The sequence below is a fragment of the Paraburkholderia phenoliruptrix genome, assembly GCF_902859825.1.
Lineage (GTDB): Bacteria > Pseudomonadota > Gammaproteobacteria > Burkholderiales > Burkholderiaceae > Paraburkholderia > Paraburkholderia phenoliruptrix.
In genome coordinates, this window is sequence record NZ_CADIKB010000067.1 from 1 (window position 1) to 18,166 (window position 18,166).

Genomic DNA, 18,166 nt, shown 5'->3' on the forward strand with positions numbered 1-18,166 from the left:
CATGATGGGCGTGCCAACGGCCATGTTTACGCCGCTCTTCGTGATCGCGCGCACGGCGGGGTGGAGCGCGCACATCATCGAGCAGCGTATCGACAACAAGATCATCCGCCCGAGCGCAAATTACACCGGACCCGACGATCTGCCGTTCGTGCCGCTCGCCAAACGCGTGTGAGGTTGCTCGCCGCGCCGCGGATCGCGTCACGAGACCGCGGCGCGATGAATCCGGCTCCTGGTTCGCAAATTGACCAAACCAGGGGCGCGCTTTTGCAGCCGCCCGCTACGCTAGACTACTAAAACGCCTCGTTTGAATGCCGGCTCACGCCGCCTCTACGGCGCGCCGGATACGCCTCGCCGCCTCTGTTTGCGCTTCATTACCGATCGTCGCCAAGCCATGAATACTGCCTATCGCAAACGCCTTCCCGGCACCGAACTCGATTTCTTCGACACGCGCGCCGCCGTCGACGCGATCCAGCCCGGCGCCTACGACAAACTGCCGTACACGTCGCGCGTGCTCGCTGAAAATCTCGTGCGACGCTGCGATCCGGTGACGCTCGTCGCGTCGCTGAAACAGATTATCGAGCGCAAACGCGAACTGGACTTTCCGTGGTTTCCCGCGCGCGTCGTGTGTCACGACATTCTCGGCCAGACCGCGCTCGTCGATCTGGCCGGCCTGCGCGACGCCATCGCGGCGCAAGGCGGCGACCCGGCACTCGTGAATCCGGTCGTGCCGACGCAGCTCGTTGTCGATCACTCGCTGGCGGTGGAATGCGGCGGTTTCGATCCGGACGCGTTCGCGAAGAATCGCGCAATCGAAGATCGCCGCAACGAAGACCGTTTCGATTTCATCAACTGGACGAAGCGCGCGTTCAGGAACGTCGACGTGATTCCGCCGGGCAACGGCATCCTGCATCAGATCAACCTCGAACGCATGAGCCCGGTCGTGCAGGTGAAGGACGGCGTCGCGTTTCCCGATACGCTCGTCGGCACCGACTCGCATACGCCGATGGTCGACGCGCTCGGCGTGATCGCGATCGGCGTGGGCGGGCTGGAAGCGGAAAGCGTGATGCTCGGCCGCGCGTCGTATATGCGGCTTCCGGATATCGTCGGCGTGGAGTTGACCGGCAAACCCGGCGAAGGCATCACCGCAACCGACGTCGTGCTGTCGCTGACCGAATTTCTCCGCAAGGAAAAGGTGGTGGGCGCCTACCTGGAGTTTTTCGGCGAGGGCACGGCGAAGCTCACGCTCGGCGACCGCGCGACCATCGCCAACATGGCGCCGGAATTCGGCGCCACGGCCGCCATGTTCTATATCGACGAGCAAACCATCAAATATCTGAAGCTCACGGGTCGTGACGACGAACTCGTGAAGCTCGTCGAAACCTATGCGAAGCAAACCGGCTTGTGGGCCGACAGCCTTCAGCAAGCGGACTATGAGCGCGTGCTCAGGTTCGATCTGTCGACGGTGGTGCGCACGCTTGCCGGGCCGTCGAATCCACATCGGCGCTTGCCGGTGTCCGAGCTGGCGTCGCGCGGCATCAGCGGCAAGGTCGAGAACGAGCCGGGTTTGATGCCGGACGGCGCCGTGATCATCGCGGCGATCACGAGCTGCACGAACACCAACAATCCGCGCAACATGATTGCCGCCGGGCTGCTTGCGCGCAACGCGAACCGCCGCGGACTCACGCGCAAGCCGTGGGCGAAGACGTCGCTCGCGCCGGGTTCGAAAGCCGTCACGCTGTATCTGCAGGAAGCCGGCTTGCTGCCGGAGCTCCAGCAGCTCGGCTTCGGCGTCGTCGCGTATGCGTGCACGTCGTGCAACGGCATGTCGGGCGCGCTCGATCCGGCCATCCAGAAAGAGATCGTGGAGCGCGATCTATATGCGACGGCCGTGCTGTCGGGCAACCGCAACTTCGACGGCCGCATTCATCCTTTTGCGAAGCAGGCGTTTCTGGCGTCGCCGCCGCTGGTGGTCGCGTATGCGATTGCGGGCACGATTCGCTTCGACATTGAAAAGGACGTGCTCGGCGTGGACGCCGAAGGCAAGCCGGTGACGCTGAAGGACATCTGGCCGTCGGACGAAGAGATCGACGCGATTGTCGCTTCGAGCGTGAAGCCCGAGCAGTTCCGCAAGGTGTATGAGCCGATGTTCGCGGTTTCCGTCGACACCGAAGACAAGGCCGACCCGCTCTACGACTGGCGCCCGATGAGCACGTACATTCGCCGCCCGCCCTATTGGGAAGGCGCGCTCGCCGGCGAGCGCACGTTAAAGGGCATGCGCGCGCTCGCGGTGCTCGGCGACAACATCACGACGGACCATTTGTCGCCGTCGAACGCCATCCTGCCGGACAGCGCAGCGGGCGAATATCTCGCAAAAATGGGCCTGCCGGAAGAGGACTTCAATTCGTATGCAACCCATCGCGGCGATCACCTCACTGCGCAGCGCGCGACGTTTGCGAACCCGACCCTGAAGAACGAGATGGTGGTCGAAGACGGCAAGGTGAAGGTCGGTTCGTTCGCGCGTATCGAGCCCGAGGGCAAGATCACACGCATGTGGGAAGCCATCGAAACCTACATGGAGCGCAAGCAGCCGCTGATCGTGATTGCGGGTGCCGACTACGGTCAGGGCTCGTCGCGCGACTGGGCCGCAAAGGGCGTGCGCCTCGCGGGCGCGGAAGCGATCGTCGCCGAAGGATTCGAGCGCATTCACCGCACGAACCTGGTCGGCATGGGCGTGTTGCCGCTGGAATTCAAGCCGGGCGTGAACCGCATTACGTTGGCGATTGACGGCACGGAGACCTTCGACGTGATCGGCGAACGCAAGCCCCGCGCGGATCTGACGCTCGTGATTCAGCGCAGGAACGGCGAGCGCGTCGAAGTGCCGGTGACGTGCCGGCTCGATACGGCTGAAGAGGTTTCCATCTACGAAGCCGGCGGCGTGTTGCAGCGCTTTGCGCAGGACTTTCTGGAGTCGTCGCAGGCGGCGGCTTGAGCACGATTTTGTTTCAGGACACTTTTCATGACGCATAAACCGCAAATCAGGATTCCCGCCACCTACATGCGTGGCGGCACGAGCAAGGGCGTGTTCTTCCGCCTGCAGGATTTGCCCGACGCGGCGCAAATGCCCGGCGCCGCGCGCGACGCGCTGCTGTTGCGCGTAATCGGCAGCCCGGATCCGTATGGCAAGCAGATCGACGGCATGGGCGGCGCAACCTCGAGCACGAGCAAGACCGTAATCATCGACAAAAGCAGCAAGCCGGACCATGACGTGGATTACCTGTTCGGACAGGTGTCGATCGACAAGCCGTTCGTCGACTGGAGCGGCAATTGCGGCAATCTGTCCGCGGCGGTCGGACCGTTCGCGATCAGCGCGGGTCTGGTTGACGCGAGCCGCATTCCGCGCGACGGTGTGGCGATTGTGCGCATCTGGCAGGCGAATATCGGCAAGACGATCATCGCGCACGTGCCGATGACTGACGGCGCGGTGCAGGAAACCGGCGACTTCGAACTGGACGGCGTGACGTTTCCGGCAGCGGAAGTGCAACTGGAATTCATGGATCCGGCCGCGGAAGAAGAGGGCGCGGGCGGCTCGATGTTCCCGACGGGCAATCTCGTCGACGATCTGGAAGTGCCGGGCGTCGGCACGCTCAAGGCGACCATGATCAACGCGGGCATTCCGACCATTTTTGTGAATGCGGAAGCGATCGGCTACACGGGCACCGAGTTGCAGGACGCCATCAACGGCGACGAAAAAGCGCTCGCGATGTTCGAGACGATTCGTGCACACGGCGCGCTGCGCATGGGGTTGATCAGGCATCTCGACGAGATCGCGACGCGCCAGCACACGCCGAAGATCGCGTTCGTCGCAAAGCCGGCCGATTACGTGTCGTCGAGCGGCAAGCCGATCAAGGCGGGCGACGTGGATTTGCTGGTGCGCGCGATGTCCATGGGCAAGCTGCATCACGCGATGATGGGCACGGCGGCGGTGGCCATCGGCACGGCCGCGGCGATTCCCGGCACTCTGGTGAACCTGGCGGCCGGCGGCGGCGAGCGCGAGGCGGTGCGGTTCGGGCATCCGTCGGGCACGCTGCGTGTGGGAGCGGAGGCGGCGCTCGTGGGGGGCGAATGGGCGGTGAAGAAGGCAGTGATGAGCCGCAGTGCGCGGGTGCTGATGGAGGGGTGGGTGAGGGCGGGGGCGGTGTAAGACGCGACAGGAATCTCTCTCATGTGCCCTGTGGCGTTGGGCATTCGCTATTGGTAAGGTCAACGGATTAATCTGGCGATGCCAGCGCCTTGTCCATTTAGCCCGCCTGGTTGTACGGACTGCGACTCTCCGTCGTTATAATCGTTAGCCCTTCGAAGAAATGCATGACGAGGCCGACAGCCTGCGATAGCAAGCGCGCACCCTCCATCAACGGAACGCCGGGCGACCCACCAAGTCCTAGAGAGATCGCACAATGAGTAAGAACAAAAAGCAGTCGCAAGCCGATTCTCGCCCGCCTGTCGATGCTCTCCAGTACGAAAAGCTCGCCCTGTCGGCTTTCCATCTCTGTGACCGGCAGACGAGCAAGCTCGATACGTTGATCGCGCTTGCATCCACGATAGGTAGGAATCCTGCCGTCACAACCGAAGAGCGTTGCCGGCAGCAAACCATGCTCGACTTGCTCGTCAGTACCGCAGAGCAGTACCGGCGGGAACTCGCGTGCGACCGCGAACTGTTCCAGGTGATAGCGCTTGATTCGAAGGGCGTCGCGAGGAAGCGCATCACGGCAAGCCGCGCGGCGCGCCTGCTGCACGCGGCCGCGGACATCTCGATCGCAACGCAGTTGTCCGGCGCGCCGGCCAGCCGTCACGCCGCGGCGCCGGCGGACACTCCGTCAAGCGACGACCCGCTGCAAGGCGGCTCGGGCTCGCACAGCACGCAACACTGATCCGCGTGAGCGCTACTTCGCGCCGTGCTTCGCCTGCCAGCGTTGCATGAAGCCGATTTCGTCGTGCTGCGCCTTGATGATGTTCTTCGCGAGGCGCTTGAGTTCAGGGTCCTTGCCGTACTTCAGCTCGACCTGTGCCATGTCGATCGCGCCCTGGTGGTGCGGGATCATGTGGGCGACGAAGTCCTTGTCGGCGTTGCCCGTGTAGGCCGGCGCGCTCATGTCTTTCATCATCTTGTCGTCGGCGGCCTTGAAGGCGGGCGTCGAGTCGCCCGCGCCGGCATCGGCTGACGAGGCCATGTCCATGCCGGGCATGGACGCCGTGTGCTGCGCATACACAGGCGCGGCCACGACGGCGCATGCCACGCCGCCGAATATGCAAAACGCACGAAAAGCGCGAAAAGCACGAAGCTTCTTCATAGTCGACTCCCGTTAAAAATTTTTCTTAAGCATTACGCAACGACATCAGTGTCTCACCGACGGATGAAATCCCGCCGCCGCGATAGCCTCGACGAATTGCGCGGCCGGCAGCGTCGATGTGATCGTGACGATTTTCGTCGACACGTCGACATCGACCGCCGCAGCCGGATCGAGGCCGGCCACCGCGCGTGCAATCGACCTGGCGCAGCCGCCGCAGGACATGTCCTCCACCGCTAATTCCGTTTTCATTGCCCATCTCCTGAGACAAATCTCATGTCGATCTTGGACCTTCCCATGGGGGTAAGGTCAAGTCTGTATCGGAGCGTTTTTACTTTTATTGCTGACGCCAATCTGCGCTCGCGATTGGGAACGGTCCTACACAAGCGGCCGTGCGCGACATCGATAATCGACGCCGCTCAGCGCAAGGCGGCGTTCGCGCATTGCGCCTTCAGGACCACCACCGTTCATCAACGCAGACTCTTGTTGCGATCATGCCAAGCCCATCTCCGGTGTCATCTGAAACTATCTCGCTCTGGTTCCACGAGGCCGAGGAGGCGCGTGTCGCAGGCCGGCTCGACACCGCGCAGGCGCTTCTCGATCGAATCATCGTGCATGACTCGGCTCACGCGGGCGCGCTCTATGCACGCGGACTGGTGGCGCTCGCGTTGGATCAGTTGCCCCTCGCGCAGCGCTGGATCGAGCGGGCAATCGAGGTGGAGCCGCAGCCACCGTTCTTCGACATGCTGTGCCAGATCCAGATCAAGCTGCGCATGTTCGCGAGCCTCGTGCAAACGGCGAGGGCGGGGCTCGCGCATCAGCCGGATTCGCTCGCGCTTCACTACTTCCTGGGCGCGGCGCTGCAGTTGCAAGGGCGTGCCGACGAAGCCGCACCGGTCTATCGGCGGTTGATCGAACTGGCGCCGGATTATGCACAGGCGCACGCGAACCTCGGCGTGGTAGTGAAAGACCTCGGCTCGTTGAGCGAAGCGGAGCGGCACATCAGGCAAGCCATGGCGCTCGACCCGGCAAATCGCGGCGCGCGCGCGAGCCTGAGCCAGGTGCTGCTCGCGGCCGGCCGCTACGAGGAGGCGTGGCCCTACTTCGAGGACCGCTGGGTCAATTTCGTCGATGCCAACGGGCAGCGTGCAGAGGAGGCGCCGCAGCTGCCGTTGCCGCAATGGCGGGGCGAGCGTCCGGCGTTCCCCGGCAGCGCGCACGGTCCGGCGGCGGGCGGCGCGCGCTTGCTCGTTCTGCCCGAGCAGGGTCACGGCGACAGTGTGCAATTCGTGCGTTATCTGCCGCTCGCGCTCGAACGGTTTGCCCAGGTGGGCTATATCTGCCCGCCGCCGTTGCGGCGTCTGTATGAAGAGTCGTTATGCGCGCGCTGGCCCGGTCTCGTGATGCTCGACGACGTCATGCCGAACCTCAGCAAATGGGACTGGCAATGCCCGTTGATGTCGCTGCCGCTCGCCTTCGGCACGCGCCTCGACACCATTCCCGCCACGCCGTATCTCTGGGCGGATCCGCAGCGCTCGGCCAACTGGCGCGCGAAGCTGGAAGCGCTGCCCCAGCCGGACTTGCCGCGCGTCGGCGTGGTGTGGGCCGGCGGTCACTCGGGCCTGACCGAAGACCGTGCGCGCAGTCTGAACTCGGCGCAACTCGCGCCATTGTTCGCGTCCGTGCCGGTCCGGTGGATCAGCTTGCAAAAAGCCGACGACCTCGCGAAGCGCCCCGGCGCCGCGGCGAAACCTTACCTCGTCGACTGGATGGACGACGTCGAGGACTTCGCGGACACGGCGGCGATGATTGACAATCTCGATCTCGTGATCTCGGTGGATACGTCAGTCGCGCATCTGGCGGCAGCCATGGGCAAGCCGGTGTGGCTGCTCAATCGCTTTGCCGGTTGCTGGCGCTGGCTGCGCGATCGCGATGACAGCCCGTGGTATCCGGCGGTGCGCCTGTTCACGCAGTCGCAGCGCGGCAACTGGGCCGAGGTGCTCGAGCGCGTCGAGGAGGAACTGAAGCAGCGTTATCCACTCGGCACAAGCTACCGGTCGTTTGTGCGCTAGCGAACTCAACGCCGCGTCGAACTTACTGAGGGAGGATTTGACAGTGCTATTGTCGGGCGTCGTTTGCGTTGTCTTCTTTTTGTCGATTTGCAGTCGCTTGCCGTTAAAAAACCAACCAACGAAGAGAGGGCCCGGACATGTTCGGAAAAGTTGTCGACAGGGCGAAGCAGATCCGTCGAAGCGAGAGATTCAAGCATTCGGTCGCCACCCCTCGGCGCATTTCGCTTCATGCGAAACAGCGCCTCAATCGGGGCGTATTCGCCATCGAAATCAAGGAGAACTCCGGCTTTTTCTCCGTCATGCAGATGGTTTTGTTCATCTTGATGTTTTGCGAAGAGAAATGCCTGACGCCTCGAATCAGCGCGCGCGGCGGCCTGTATGGCGACGCGGAAGGCCGGGTCGACTGGTTCGCCGCGTTTTTCGAACCCGTGCACGCCGCGGCCGCGTTGCCGCACACACGCAAGCTGAGAACCTCCACGGTTTGCGATCTTGTGCAACTCGGTTTTCGTCAGCGTTATGAGCATCTGCTAGAACTGGATAGCGCGAGCGAACTGTTCTTCGCGTACTATCGGCCGGCCGGTCACGTCATGCGCGAGGTCGACGCGATCTGCGACGATCTTCATATCGGCGCGTCCACACTCGGCGCGCACTTCCGCGGTACCGACAAGTCGCTTGAAGCCATGCCGGTTTCGTGGAAAGACTTCTGCCGGCATGTGGAAGCCACGCTCGCGGACAATCCGCACCTGACCCACGTCTTCGTGTCCAGCGACGAAGCAGGCTTTCTCGATTACTTCGCCGCGTGGCCGTTCGGCAAGCCGGTGAGCGTCGCACCAGCAAGGCTGCTGGCGTGCGGCGCGACGCCGATTCATTTCAGCGGCTTTCCGGGGCTCGACATGGGTCGCGAGGCGTTGATCTCTAGCCTGCTGTTGTCGCGCTGCGGCCATCTGGTGAAGACGCCGTCTTACCTGTCGGCCTGGTCGCGCATCTTCAATCCGGCGCTTGCCGTCAAACTCGTGGCGCCGCCGCGGCCGGACGCGTTCTGGTTTCCGGACAGCCGCCTGTGGCTGGAACAGCAGGCGCGGGAAGCACCCGAAGAGCAGGAGATGCAGGAGAAAGCCGCCTGACCGGCACCAAGGCGCGGCGCATGACTGCCGCGCTCGCCGACAGGCGCAAGCTGCTTGCGATATTCTTGGGCCACGCGGCGCGCGTGGAGCGCCGGCGCACATCACAAGGAGTCGCGACATGAATGCCGTCAAGATCGGTTCGCCCGCCAGCGTCGACACGCTCCAACTGGTCGACATGGACGATCCAGGCGAGCCCGGACCAGGCCAGCTTCGGGTTCGCATTCACGCCAGCTCGCTGAATTTCCATGACTATGGCGTGGTGAGCGGCGTGCTGCCCGCCGAGCCGGGGCGCATTCCGATGGCGGACGGCGCGGGCGTGGTCGAGGCGGTCGGCGCGGGTGTCGACGGATTCAAGGCCGGGGATCATGTGGTGTCGTGTTTTTTCCCGTTCTGGGAAAACGGGCCGCCCACTATCGGCGACTTCAGGACCACGCCCGGTGACGGCGTCGACGGCTATGCGCGCGAGGTCGTCGTGCTGCCGAGCCACTACTTCACGCAGGCGCCGAAAGGCTATAGCCACGCGGAGTCCGCGACGTTGACCACGGCAGGACTTACCGCCTGGCGCGCGCTCGTGGTCGACGGCCAGATGAAACCGGGCGCCACGGTGCTGGTGCTCGGCACCGGCGGGGTGTCGATCTTCGGTTTGCAGATGGCCAAGGCCATGGGCGCGTCGGTGATCGCGACGTCTTCATCGGACGCGAAGCTGGAGAAGCTGCGCGCGCTGGGCGCCGACCATACGATCAACTACCGCGCCAATCCGGAATGGGGCAAGGCGGTGCGCGCGCTGACCGACGGCCGAGGCGTCGATCATGTGATCGAAGTGGGCGGTCCCGGCACTTTGCCGCAATCGATCACGGCCTGCCGCATCGGCGGGCATATTGCGCTAATCGGCGTGCTCACCGGGCGCGCCGGTCCGGTGCCGACCGCCGCGCTAATGGCGCGGCAGCAGCGGCTGCAAGGTTTGATTGTCGGTAGCCGGCAGGAGCAGCGCGAGATGATCCGCGCGCTCGAAACGACCGGCATCAAGCCAGTGATCGACAGCACGTTCGAACTCGCTCAGCTGGCGGACGCCTTCAGGCACGAGGCGTCAGGCGCTCACTTCGGGAAGATTTGCGTGGCGGTCTGAGTGGGCGTGGCGCGGCGGGGCGCAATGCTCGCTCCGTGCGTCGCGTCTCTCGTTTCGCGTCTCCAGTCTGGCGGCGCGCGCTTCACATGCCTGCGTTCAGCCGCGCTATGCGAGGTCCGCGAATGCGATGCGCCGCGCCGCGCATGCGTCGGTGAACGCTTCGTCGTAGCTGGAGAAAAACACCGTGCGCGTGTGCACGAGCGTTTTGAAGAGATCAACCAGCACGGCGCGCGCGGCGGCATCCAGTCCGCCGACAGGCTCGTCGGCAATCAGCACGCTGGTTTCGCCGATCACAGCCGAGGTCAGGAAAAACTTCTTGCGCGTGCCGAACGACATCTGCTCGAAGCGCTTTTCCAGATGCGGCGTGAGCCCGAAGCGATCGGCGAGCGCGAGCGTCTCCTCGCTCACCGTGGTGTTGCGCGCCGCCGCCACGCGCTCGAGGTATTCCCGGCCGGTCGGATCGGGCGACGGCACGCAATCCTCCGGCACATAAGTCAGCAGCGCCTTCGCGGCGGCGGGCGCGGTGCTCAGCGAGCGGCCGCCAATCCACACCTCGCCGGAATCCGCCGCGAGGGCGCCGGCCAGCATGGCGAGCAGGGTAGATTTACCGCTGCCCGACTCGTCGTTAAGCGCGACGCATCCGGTTGCCGAGTCGTGGCTCAGTCCCTTGAAAACGATGCGCTCGCCATAACGCTTGCTGAGGTTTTCGAATCGAAGCATAAGTCGTGAGAAGTGGGATATGGTTCGTCGCGCGCCACAGCAGCATAAGCCAAGCGCTTTCCCGCAGCGCCGCGCAGCGCCGCAGCAACGGGATGGCGAAGCGTAACAAAAATCCGCGCGGGCGTTCCAATACAGCCTCGCGGCCCGGCCCGAATGCGCCTGCGCACGCGCTGGCCGACGAAGGCAACGGTGCGTCATCGTCGCTGCAACAAATAGGGCAGGGTGAAAATGATAGGTCTACAGAATACGCGGCCTTTTTTACGCTGCTAAACTGTGCGGCGGAGCAGTTTTCTACCGCATCTCATGCGCCGCTCGCGCCCTATATTCCGCCTCTTCAAACGACGGGATAAGCGGTAGAAACAGGCCTTTTCTGCGATTTGGAAGAAGCAGCCGCGGGGCATACTGGCTCATATGCGGCTGGTTAAAAGGGACGCATGGTTGGGTGTCCTCTCTTCCTTGCAGGCATGGCGTCGCAATGGCCGATTCCTCTCCCAACCGCTCATCCGCTGATTCGATATGTATTAGGGGCTCGCTTGAGCCCGTTTTTGGAAGTGACTCATGAAGCCGGGAAAGAATTCGCTTGGGAAAACACGGGCGCGCAAAATCGCCATTGCAGCCGTGTCGGCACTCATTGCCTTGGTACTCGCATTCAGTTTCTGGCATCACCAGCAGCGCACCGCGCAGTCCGCTCCGGCTTTGACCGGCGTCGCGAATCAAATGCGTCACGATACGTCCGCGTGGACGCGCGAGGAGAAAGACGCGTCGCAGATGCTGCGCGACATTCACGACGCCCAGGTCGCGGCAATCGGCGTGAGTCCCAACGCGATTCTCGTGTCGAAGCGCGACGGCTCCAAATACTTCGTGACCGACCATGATGCGACGTTTTCGCACGCGCTTCTGCTCGGCGAACCGAAAAGCGGCGAGGCGGCTTCGTATCAACTTGTCTGGCTGCCCGACGCGGACATTCGCACGGGCGGCTCGCGCTGGCTTCAGCTGTTCGACCAGACGCGCGACATCATCAGTCTGCTGCTGCCGCTGGTGCTGATCGGCGGCATGGTGTGGTTCATGCGCCGGGAAATGCGCGGCGGCGCGACGCTGCTCAGCAAGGCGCCCACGCTGCGTTTCGACGACGTAATCGGCGCCGGCGAAGCGAAGGCGGCGCTCGCGGACATCCGCGGCTACCTGTCGAACCCGAAGCAATTCACGTCGATGGGCGTGCGGGCGCCATGCGGCATCCTGATGGTGGGCGGCCCCGGCGTCGGCAAGACGCGGCTTGCGCAGGCGCTCGCGGGCGAATGCGGGGCGAACTTCATCTCGATCACCGGCAGTTATTTCAGCGCGAAGTACTACGGCGTGGGCATCCAGAAGGTGAAGCATCTGTTTGAAATGGCGCGCAAGAATGCGCCGACGGTGATCTTTATCGACGAAGCGGACGGACTCGCGAAACGGACGGATACCGGCGGCGGTCCTGTCGAAGCCGAGAGCAACCGCATCATCAATCAGCTGCTCGCGGAAATGGACGGCTTCGCTTCGAACGAAGGCGTGATCATCGTCGCGGCCACGAATCATCCGGACAATCTCGACGAGGCATTGCGCCGTCCGGGGCGTTTCGATCGCACGGTACAGGTTCGTCTGCCGGACCGCGAGGATCGCGCGAAGATTTTCCGCTTCTACGCACAGAAGCTGAAGGCGAAGGCAGCCGACATCGACTATGACCAGCTCGCACGCCTCACCACGGGTCTGTCTCCGGCGACCGTCGCGATGGTCGTGAACCAGGCGGGGCTCGTGGCGCGCAAGGCCGGCGACAAGGAAATCGCGGCCAAGCATTTTATCGAGGCGATCAAGATCGCCCGTATCGGCGACGTGAGCGGCGCGGAGCGCGCCCTGACCGAGGACGAGCGCACGCGCATCGCCGTGCACGAAGCAGGGCATGGTCTCGTGGCCGCGCTGCTCGGCACCGGCGTGCTCGAAGAGGTCACGATTCTGCCGCGCGGCGGCGCGCTCGGCGTCGCGCTCATCACCAAGGCGCAGGACAAGCATCTGTATCGCGAGACCGAGATCCGCAACGAGGTGAAGGTGCTGCTCGGCGGCCGCAACGCTGAGATTCTTGCGTTCTCCGAAGCATCGAGCGGCGCGGCTTCCGACTTGCAGGAGGCATCGCGCATCAGCCTCGACATGGTGTCGAAGTTCGGCTTTAACAGCGACGGCAATCTGTTCAGCCTCGCCGCGCTGCCCTCGCAATACGCGGGTCTTCAGATGAAGGGCGCGATCGAGCAGGCGAACGTGCTGCTGAAGGAGCTGAACGAGCAATGCTACGACCTGCTGCATGCGTATGAGCCGGTGCTGCGTGAGATTGCCGACGAACTGCTCGAACACGAGACCGTGCCGGGCGAGACGGTGTACCGGCTGATCAAGGAGCACAAGAGCACGCTTAAGATCGTGCACGAACAGGAGCCCGAGCCGGAAGCCGCTTAATGTAATGACGTGACGGCGTGACGGCGTGACGTTGCAATAGCGGCCTCTGCGCTACGCAAAATCAGAAGGGCCGGGCGGTGGAACGCCAGGCGGCGTGTCAGTCTCGCCCAAGGGCTCGCGCTTCGCTTCTTTGTCACTCTCCTCGGATGGCGGGTTTTCGCCTTTTTCCGGCAGCGGCTGATCGAGGCCGGGTTCGACCGGTGTCGGAATGGCATCGCCGACGGGCTTCGAAATATCGGTGGGCGGACCGCCGGGGTCTGCCGTTTCATCCGGCTCGTTGCCGGGTTGCTGGTCGTGTTGGTTCGGGCTAGCTGGCTGGGTGGCCACGGCGCATCTCCGGTGGTGATAGTCATGCATGCAATTCAGCAATGCCTGTGCCACCCCAAGGTTAGACGAATTGCGCCGCTTCAGGCGGCATCCGATGCGGCGCCTTCGTCTGTCAGCGCAGGTGTGTCGCGCGCCTTGTGCGGCTCCGCGGCAGCGAACGTGGCCGCGTGCACCGATGCGCAATCCGCGTTCGCCGCCGGCACGCGCCGCGTCTTCAGGCGGAGAATGGGCGCCTCGATCATCCGCCACGACAGCAGCGCAAGTCCGAGCGAGATCGCGAACGACGCCGCAATGCCCATCACGTGTGCCCATAGCGGCACTGCTCCGCCGAACAGCGCCTGTGCATGACGGTTGCGGGTCAGGTCGGGGATCAGGTTGTGATACAGATAAAAGCCGTAGCTGATGCGGCCAAGGCCCGCCAGCCAGCGCGTTTCGAGCAGAGCCATGACGACCGCATTGCGGCAGCACGCGATAGAACCCACGAGCGCCGCGATGCACAGCCCATACACCGCGTTCACACCAGTAAAGAGCAGCGGACTCTGGAGTTCGCTCCACGCCGGTTCGCTTGCACACAAGCCCACGAGGCAAAGGCTCAAGCCAAACAGTGTCGCGCCGTGGCCGAGCCACCCCCGTACATCGCCTGCGTTGCGCGCGATCAACAGACCGCCCATTCCGCCGAACGCCAATAGCCAGAAGTTGCTCAACGGATGCGTATAAACGGTGATTTCCTGCCAATGCGCGGCGCGCATCGCCCATAACGAAATCAGTCCACCGACGACCGTCAGCGCGCACACGACGAGGTGCCGCCGCGCGGCAAGCAGCAATAGCAGCGGCGCAAACACGAGATAAAACTGCTCCTCGATAGCGAGACTCCACAAATGCGAGTAGCGCCCGGGCCACTCATGGAGCACGCAGCCGATCCAGAAGTTCGACAGGTAAGCGAAGTGAAACGGCATGCCGCTCGCAAGCTCCTGACTCGCCATGCCGAAAAGCATGAGCACGCCCATTACGGTCAGCATCAGGTAATAGATCGGGAAAATGCGCAGCGTGCGGCGAAACAGAAAACGCTTGAGCTCGGCGACAAAGCCACTGCCGCTTTGCTCGATACGCTGCCGTTGTGCCGACAGAATGCCGATAATCAGAAAGCCGCTGAGCGCAAAGAAGATCCATACGCCGAGATGACCTATTTCGCCGATGTCGCCGAATAGCCGGTGTTGCAGAAACACCATGAGGACTGCAATGGCGCGCAGTCCGTCGAAGCCGGCAATTCTGTTGTTCATGTGAGCGTCTTCCAATGCGAAGGCGATGCGCGCGGCGCGGCCCTTCAGATGAAACGCCGACGGTCATGCCTGAATTCATCGTACGATGAAAAAAAGCGAAAAAAATCGCGGACCGGAGCGCAAAGAATTTTTTCGGCGGCAATTACCGGATGCCTTCGCGAATGCGCGCGAAAGCCGCAAAACTTTCCGTGATGGCGATGCGTGCGCCCGACGATTACCGCATGCCGACAGCGGGATTTCAGATTGCCAGCGAATTGCCGGTGATGACAGGCTGCTTGTCAGCGCTTATCGATTCATCGTACGGCGCCCCTTGAAAAGTTATATCGTGGCGTGTTGCTGGATAACTTTCCTGCGAGAACACGAATGGACATTCGCCGCGGACGCTCCGTCGAAGTGGACTTCTTTCGCGGGGTCGTGTTGATCGTGATCGTGCTGGATCACATGCCCGGCAGCACGCTTTCCCACCTCATGCTGCACGCGTACGCGCTGTGCGATTCCGCGGAAGTGTTCGTGTTTCTCGGCGGTTATGCGTCGGCGGCGGCGTACACGGCAGTGCTGACGGCTCGCGGCGAAAAGGCCGCTAATCTGCGCTTCGTGCGGCGCTGTTGGGAAATCTACCGCGCGTATCTGTTGACCGCGTTGCTCACGCTGCTCTCCGGCGCAGTGCTCGCCTTGCTGCACCTGAATCACGCGATGGTCGATCTGACCGGCTGGTGGCCGTTCGCGGCGCAGCCGCTGCAGCAGACGTTGGACATTGCGGTGTTGCGCCGGCAACCGTACCTGTCGAGCGTGTTGCCGATGTACATGTTTTACGCGCTTCTCGTGCCCGCCGTGGTGCCGCTCGCATTGCGCTCGCGGGTGGCGGCGCTGGCGCTGAGCGCGGCGGTCTGGTGGCTCGCCCGGCCGCTCGCCGTGCTGCTCAGCATTGACGACATGGCCAACTGGGCTTTTAATCCGTTTGCATGGCAATTGATGTTCGTCCTTGGTATCGTGTGCCGGCTTGCGCCCATCAGCGAGCGTTTTCAGGCAGGCGAGACGGCTCGCTGGTTCACGTGGGCCGCCATCGTCGCCGTGCTCGCCTTTGCCGCCGTTAAACTCTTCGTGCTGACGCAGCCTTTGCCCGGCGCCCTTAAACAGAATCTTTCCGTCGACCGCGTGATCAACTTTATCGTCATTGCCTGGCTCGCCGCGCGGCTCGTGCGCGTGGGCAGCATCGCCCGGCTCGCGCAGCGCCTGCCCGCCGTCGTCACCGTGGGCCGCACCGGGCTCGTGTGTTTTGTCGGCGGCACGCTCGTGTCGTTGATCGTCGATACCGCGACGCCGCACACGTTTCATGGCTTTCGTGGCGTGCTGCTGGGACTCGCCGGCGACTTCGTGGCAATCGGCGCGCTGCTGATTCTGGCGCGCGGCTGGCACGGATGGAAAGCACAGCAGCCGCGCGCGGCTGCGAGCGGGGCGCGTTGCGGATGACGGCGGGTTCGCGTCGCCTGTTTCTCGCGCGAGCTTTGCGGATGCGCGCCATGGCACATCTCACCGTGCTGACCGGCGCGTGGCTCGTTCTGACCACGCAGAGCGCGCTCGCTGCGCAGAAGGAAGCGCCGCTTTCCATGCGTTGTGCCGAGTTCGCCGGCGCCGTCCTGCCGCCGGAACTGATCGCACTGCCCACAGCGGGCGCGCAGATCGAAAGCGCGTCGATGGTCGGGGCCACCGCGCCGGGCAATCAGCAGGGCGGCGAATACTGCCGCATCACGGGGCGCATCAAGGCGCTCAAGCCGACCACGCCCGACATCCGCTTCGACCTGAATTTGCCGCGCCACTGGAACGGCCGCGCGCTGCAGGTCGGCGGCGGCGGATACAACGGCGTGGTCGTGAGCGGCACCGGCGTCATGCCGTTTTCACCGGATCGCGCGCCGCTCGCACAGGGCTATGTGACTTTCGGCGACGATTCGGGACATGTCGGCGATTCGTCGCTCGCGGTGTTCGGCCTCGTCGACGAAGCCGTGACGAACTTCGGCTATGCGCATCTGAAGAAGACGCACGACGCGGCGCTTGCGCTGATCGCGCGCGCCTATGGCCGGCCGCCGCAGCGCATGTATTTCGCGGGCGGCTCGACGGGCGGCCGCGAAGGCTACACGGTCATACAGCGCTTTCCCGACGACTACGACGGGGTGATCGCCAATTCGCCGGCGCTCAATTTTTCGGGCGTGCGGCTGATCGGCGTGAAGGTGGGGCAGGCCGAGTATGCGACGCCGGGCGGCTTCATCCCGCCGCTTCTGCTCGAGCGCGTGTATCAGCGAACGCTGGCTGTCTGCGACCGGCTCGACGGGGCAGCGGACGGCATTGTGAGCGACGTGGCCGCATGCCGCGCGCATGAAACGGAGATCGTCGACTCGTTGCGTTGCGCGGGCAACGCGCTGTCACGCGACGAGTGCCTCACCGAAGCGCAACTCGCCACGCTGATGGTGCTGCGCGACGGCTTGTCGCTGCCTTACAGGCTCGCCTGGGATGTGAGCGGTTATCGCGGCTACAACGTTTTTCAGGGCACGCATCTGAATGGCTCGCTCGGCCTCGGGCATCAGGCGCAACGGCTTGCGGTGCCGAAGTTTTTCGCCAACGGTTATCTGTTCGCGCAAGGCGACGGCTATGTGCGCTACTTCGTGGCGCGCGACGCGTACTTCGACTCGCTCCGGTTCGACCCGCAGCATCCCGGCAAATATCGCGCGCAACTGGTGGCGCTTTCACAGACCATCGGCGCGATGAACACGGACCTCGCGCGCTACATGGCGCGCGGCGGCAAGCTGATTACGCTGCAAGGTCTCGCCGACGAAGTCATCAGCCCGAATCAGACCATTGCGTATCGGGAGGCGCTCGTCGACCGTTATGGTGTCGACGAGGTCGATCGTTTCATGCGCTTGTACATGGTGCCGGGATTTCAGCACGGCAGCGGCGCGTTCGTGCCGTCCGTCGATCTGCTTGGCGCGCTGGATCGCTGGGTGACGCGCGGCGCGTCGCCGGAAACGCTGATCGCCACCGACATCGCCGCAGCGACCAATGGACGCTCGCGCCCGTTGTGCCGCTATCCGCTGTTTCCGCGCTATGTGGGCAAGGGCAATGTGAATCTGGCGAGCAGCTTTGTTTGTGCGGAGCCGTGACGGCGAGCCGTAGCGATCAGGTCTGATTCTGCGTTGCGGGCAGGCACGTCTGCTTTACCTGGGAACGGTTGCAAAATCCACCATCGACGCCAAGCCCGCATGCAGTACCGTGCAGCGCGGTCGGCAAAGATGGAGAACAAAAGGACGGCGACGCCGTCATGCGGCGCCGCCGTCCGTGTTTCAGGCGCTGTGGAGCCTCGATTTCAAGCAGATGCTCGAGGCGCGAACGCCGTCCTTCGCTTACTGGCCGTTCTGCATCGTGCCGTTGGTGCCATTCGTGCCATTGGTGCCGTTCGTGCCGCCGCGCATACCGTTGTTCATGCTGCCGCTATTCGAACGTTTCGTCGTGGCGCTGTTCGGCGATGCGCCGGTGCCCGTTCCCATGCCGCCGCCGGTGCCGGTCACGCCGGGTGAGCCATAGCCGGAATCGCCGGGATGCTTCAGCGTGCCGGGGCCGACTCCCGGTGTTGCCGTGCCGCCCGCGCCGCCCGTGGTGCCGCCGCCGGCGCCCACTCCGTTACCACCGCCCGAGCCGCCGGCGCCGG

General features: G+C 63.8%; 16 protein-coding genes. 10 read left to right on the top strand and 6 right to left on the bottom strand.

The features are described from left to right. The 4 genes from HV711_RS31775 to HV711_RS31790 all read left to right on the top strand — a co-directional run. The coding region (locus tag HV711_RS31775) for a citrate/2-methylcitrate synthase (protein ID WP_302479494.1) at nt 1–172 on the top strand (172 nt) is incomplete at its 5' end. 219 nt (nt 173–391) lie between these two features. Beyond that, nucleotides 392–2,989 carry a Fe/S-dependent 2-methylisocitrate dehydratase AcnD gene (gene acnD / locus HV711_RS31780; RefSeq protein ID WP_035477077.1) on the top strand — a complete coding sequence of 866 codons (2,598 nt, stop codon included), beginning with the start codon at nt 392–394 and terminating at the stop codon, nt 2,987–2,989. A gap of 27 nt (nt 2,990–3,016) precedes the next feature. Continuing rightward, nucleotides 3,017–4,201, top strand: coding sequence for a 2-methylaconitate cis-trans isomerase PrpF (prpF, locus tag HV711_RS31785; RefSeq protein ID WP_035477066.1), 1,185 nt, complete (start codon nt 3,017–3,019; stop codon nt 4,199–4,201). Nucleotides 4,202–4,454: 253 nt separating this feature from the next. Next, entirely contained in the window at nt 4,455–4,928 is a 474-nt protein-coding gene (locus tag HV711_RS31790) for a hypothetical protein (protein ID WP_035477062.1), read from the top strand. A 12-nt stretch (nt 4,929–4,940) separates the two neighbouring features. Here HV711_RS31790 and copM read toward each other — a convergent pair whose 3' ends face one another. Both copM and HV711_RS31800 read right to left on the bottom strand, forming a co-directional pair. After that, nucleotides 4,941–5,348, bottom strand: coding sequence for a CopM family metallochaperone (copM, locus tag HV711_RS31795; RefSeq protein ID WP_028360336.1), 408 nt, complete (start codon nt 5,346–5,348; stop codon nt 4,941–4,943). Between the two features lie 45 nt (nt 5,349–5,393). Next, entirely contained in the window at nt 5,394–5,597 is a 204-nt protein-coding gene (locus HV711_RS31800; protein ID WP_028360335.1) for a heavy-metal-associated domain-containing protein, read from the bottom strand. Between the two features lie 242 nt (nt 5,598–5,839). Between HV711_RS31800 and HV711_RS31805 the strand changes: the two genes are divergently transcribed. From HV711_RS31805 to HV711_RS31815, 3 genes are all read left to right on the top strand, one after another. Continuing rightward, entirely contained in the window at nt 5,840–7,417 is a 1,578-nt protein-coding gene (locus HV711_RS31805; protein ID WP_035477059.1) for a tetratricopeptide repeat protein, read from the top strand. Nucleotides 7,418–7,554: 137 nt separating this feature from the next. After that, nucleotides 7,555–8,541, top strand: coding sequence for an O-fucosyltransferase family protein (locus tag HV711_RS31810; RefSeq protein ID WP_035477057.1), 987 nt, complete (start codon nt 7,555–7,557; stop codon nt 8,539–8,541). A gap of 118 nt (nt 8,542–8,659) precedes the next feature. After that, nucleotides 8,660–9,667, top strand: a complete 1,008-nt coding sequence (locus tag HV711_RS31815) for a zinc-dependent alcohol dehydrogenase family protein (RefSeq protein ID WP_035477054.1) — start codon at nt 8,660–8,662, stop codon at nt 9,665–9,667. A 105-nt stretch (nt 9,668–9,772) separates the two neighbouring features. Here HV711_RS31815 and HV711_RS31820 read toward each other — a convergent pair whose 3' ends face one another. Continuing rightward, on the bottom strand, nt 9,773–10,387 hold the full coding sequence (locus tag HV711_RS31820; protein ID WP_035477051.1) for an ABC transporter ATP-binding protein: 615 nt from the start codon (nt 10,385–10,387) through the stop codon (nt 9,773–9,775). A 558-nt stretch (nt 10,388–10,945) separates the two neighbouring features. Here HV711_RS31820 and HV711_RS31825 point away from each other — a divergent pair. After that, nucleotides 10,946–12,862, top strand: a complete 1,917-nt coding sequence (locus tag HV711_RS31825) for an ATP-dependent metallopeptidase FtsH/Yme1/Tma family protein (RefSeq protein WP_028360330.1) — start codon at nt 10,946–10,948, stop codon at nt 12,860–12,862. A gap of 51 nt (nt 12,863–12,913) precedes the next feature. Here the strand turns inward: HV711_RS31825 and HV711_RS31830 are convergent, their stop codons facing one another. Then, nucleotides 12,914–13,189, bottom strand: a complete 276-nt coding sequence (locus tag HV711_RS31830) for a hypothetical protein (RefSeq protein ID WP_035477047.1) — start codon at nt 13,187–13,189, stop codon at nt 12,914–12,916. 80 nt (nt 13,190–13,269) lie between these two features. Next, nucleotides 13,270–14,469 (bottom strand): acyltransferase family protein, encoded by a 1,200-nt coding sequence (locus tag HV711_RS31835; protein WP_035477044.1) that lies wholly within the window; start codon nt 14,467–14,469, stop codon nt 13,270–13,272. A gap of 363 nt (nt 14,470–14,832) precedes the next feature. On the opposite strand from HV711_RS31835, the gene HV711_RS31840 reads away from it, so the two are divergent. Further along, nucleotides 14,833–15,939 (top strand): OpgC domain-containing protein, encoded by a 1,107-nt coding sequence (locus HV711_RS31840; protein ID WP_013591634.1) that lies wholly within the window; start codon nt 14,833–14,835, stop codon nt 15,937–15,939. Between the two features lie 50 nt (nt 15,940–15,989). Further along, nucleotides 15,990–17,621 (top strand): tannase/feruloyl esterase family alpha/beta hydrolase, encoded by a 1,632-nt coding sequence (locus HV711_RS31845; RefSeq protein WP_244142748.1) that lies wholly within the window; start codon nt 15,990–15,992, stop codon nt 17,619–17,621. A 240-nt stretch (nt 17,622–17,861) separates the two neighbouring features. On the opposite strand, the gene HV711_RS31850 is transcribed toward HV711_RS31845, so the two are convergent. Then, the coding region (locus tag HV711_RS31850; RefSeq protein ID WP_175145588.1) for a hypothetical protein at nt 17,862–18,166 on the bottom strand (305 nt) is incomplete at its 5' end.

Excerpts from the sequence above, each read along its gene's own strand:
- acnD (WP_035477077.1), top strand. The coding sequence starts at position 392 with ATGAATACTGCCTATCGCAAACGCCTTCCCGGCACCGAACTCGATTTC.
- prpF (WP_035477066.1), top strand. The coding sequence starts at position 3,017 with ATGACGCATAAACCGCAAATCAGGATTCCCGCCACCTACATGCGTGGC.
- HV711_RS31790 (WP_035477062.1), top strand. The coding sequence starts at position 4,455 with ATGAGTAAGAACAAAAAGCAGTCGCAAGCCGATTCTCGCCCGCCTGTC.
- copM (WP_028360336.1), bottom strand. The coding sequence starts at position 5,348 with ATGAAGAAGCTTCGTGCTTTTCGCGCTTTTCGTGCGTTTTGCATATTC.
- HV711_RS31800 (WP_028360335.1), bottom strand. The coding sequence starts at position 5,597 with ATGAAAACGGAATTAGCGGTGGAGGACATGTCCTGCGGCGGCTGCGCC.
- HV711_RS31805 (WP_035477059.1), top strand. The coding sequence starts at position 5,840 with ATGCCAAGCCCATCTCCGGTGTCATCTGAAACTATCTCGCTCTGGTTC.
- HV711_RS31810 (WP_035477057.1), top strand. The coding sequence starts at position 7,555 with ATGTTCGGAAAAGTTGTCGACAGGGCGAAGCAGATCCGTCGAAGCGAG.
- HV711_RS31815 (WP_035477054.1), top strand. The coding sequence starts at position 8,660 with ATGAATGCCGTCAAGATCGGTTCGCCCGCCAGCGTCGACACGCTCCAA.
- HV711_RS31820 (WP_035477051.1), bottom strand. The coding sequence starts at position 10,387 with ATGCTTCGATTCGAAAACCTCAGCAAGCGTTATGGCGAGCGCATCGTT.
- HV711_RS31825 (WP_028360330.1), top strand. The coding sequence starts at position 10,946 with ATGAAGCCGGGAAAGAATTCGCTTGGGAAAACACGGGCGCGCAAAATC.
- HV711_RS31835 (WP_035477044.1), bottom strand. The coding sequence starts at position 14,469 with ATGAACAACAGAATTGCCGGCTTCGACGGACTGCGCGCCATTGCAGTC.
- HV711_RS31840 (WP_013591634.1), top strand. The coding sequence starts at position 14,833 with ATGGACATTCGCCGCGGACGCTCCGTCGAAGTGGACTTCTTTCGCGGG.
- HV711_RS31845 (WP_244142748.1), top strand. The coding sequence starts at position 15,990 with ATGGCACATCTCACCGTGCTGACCGGCGCGTGGCTCGTTCTGACCACG.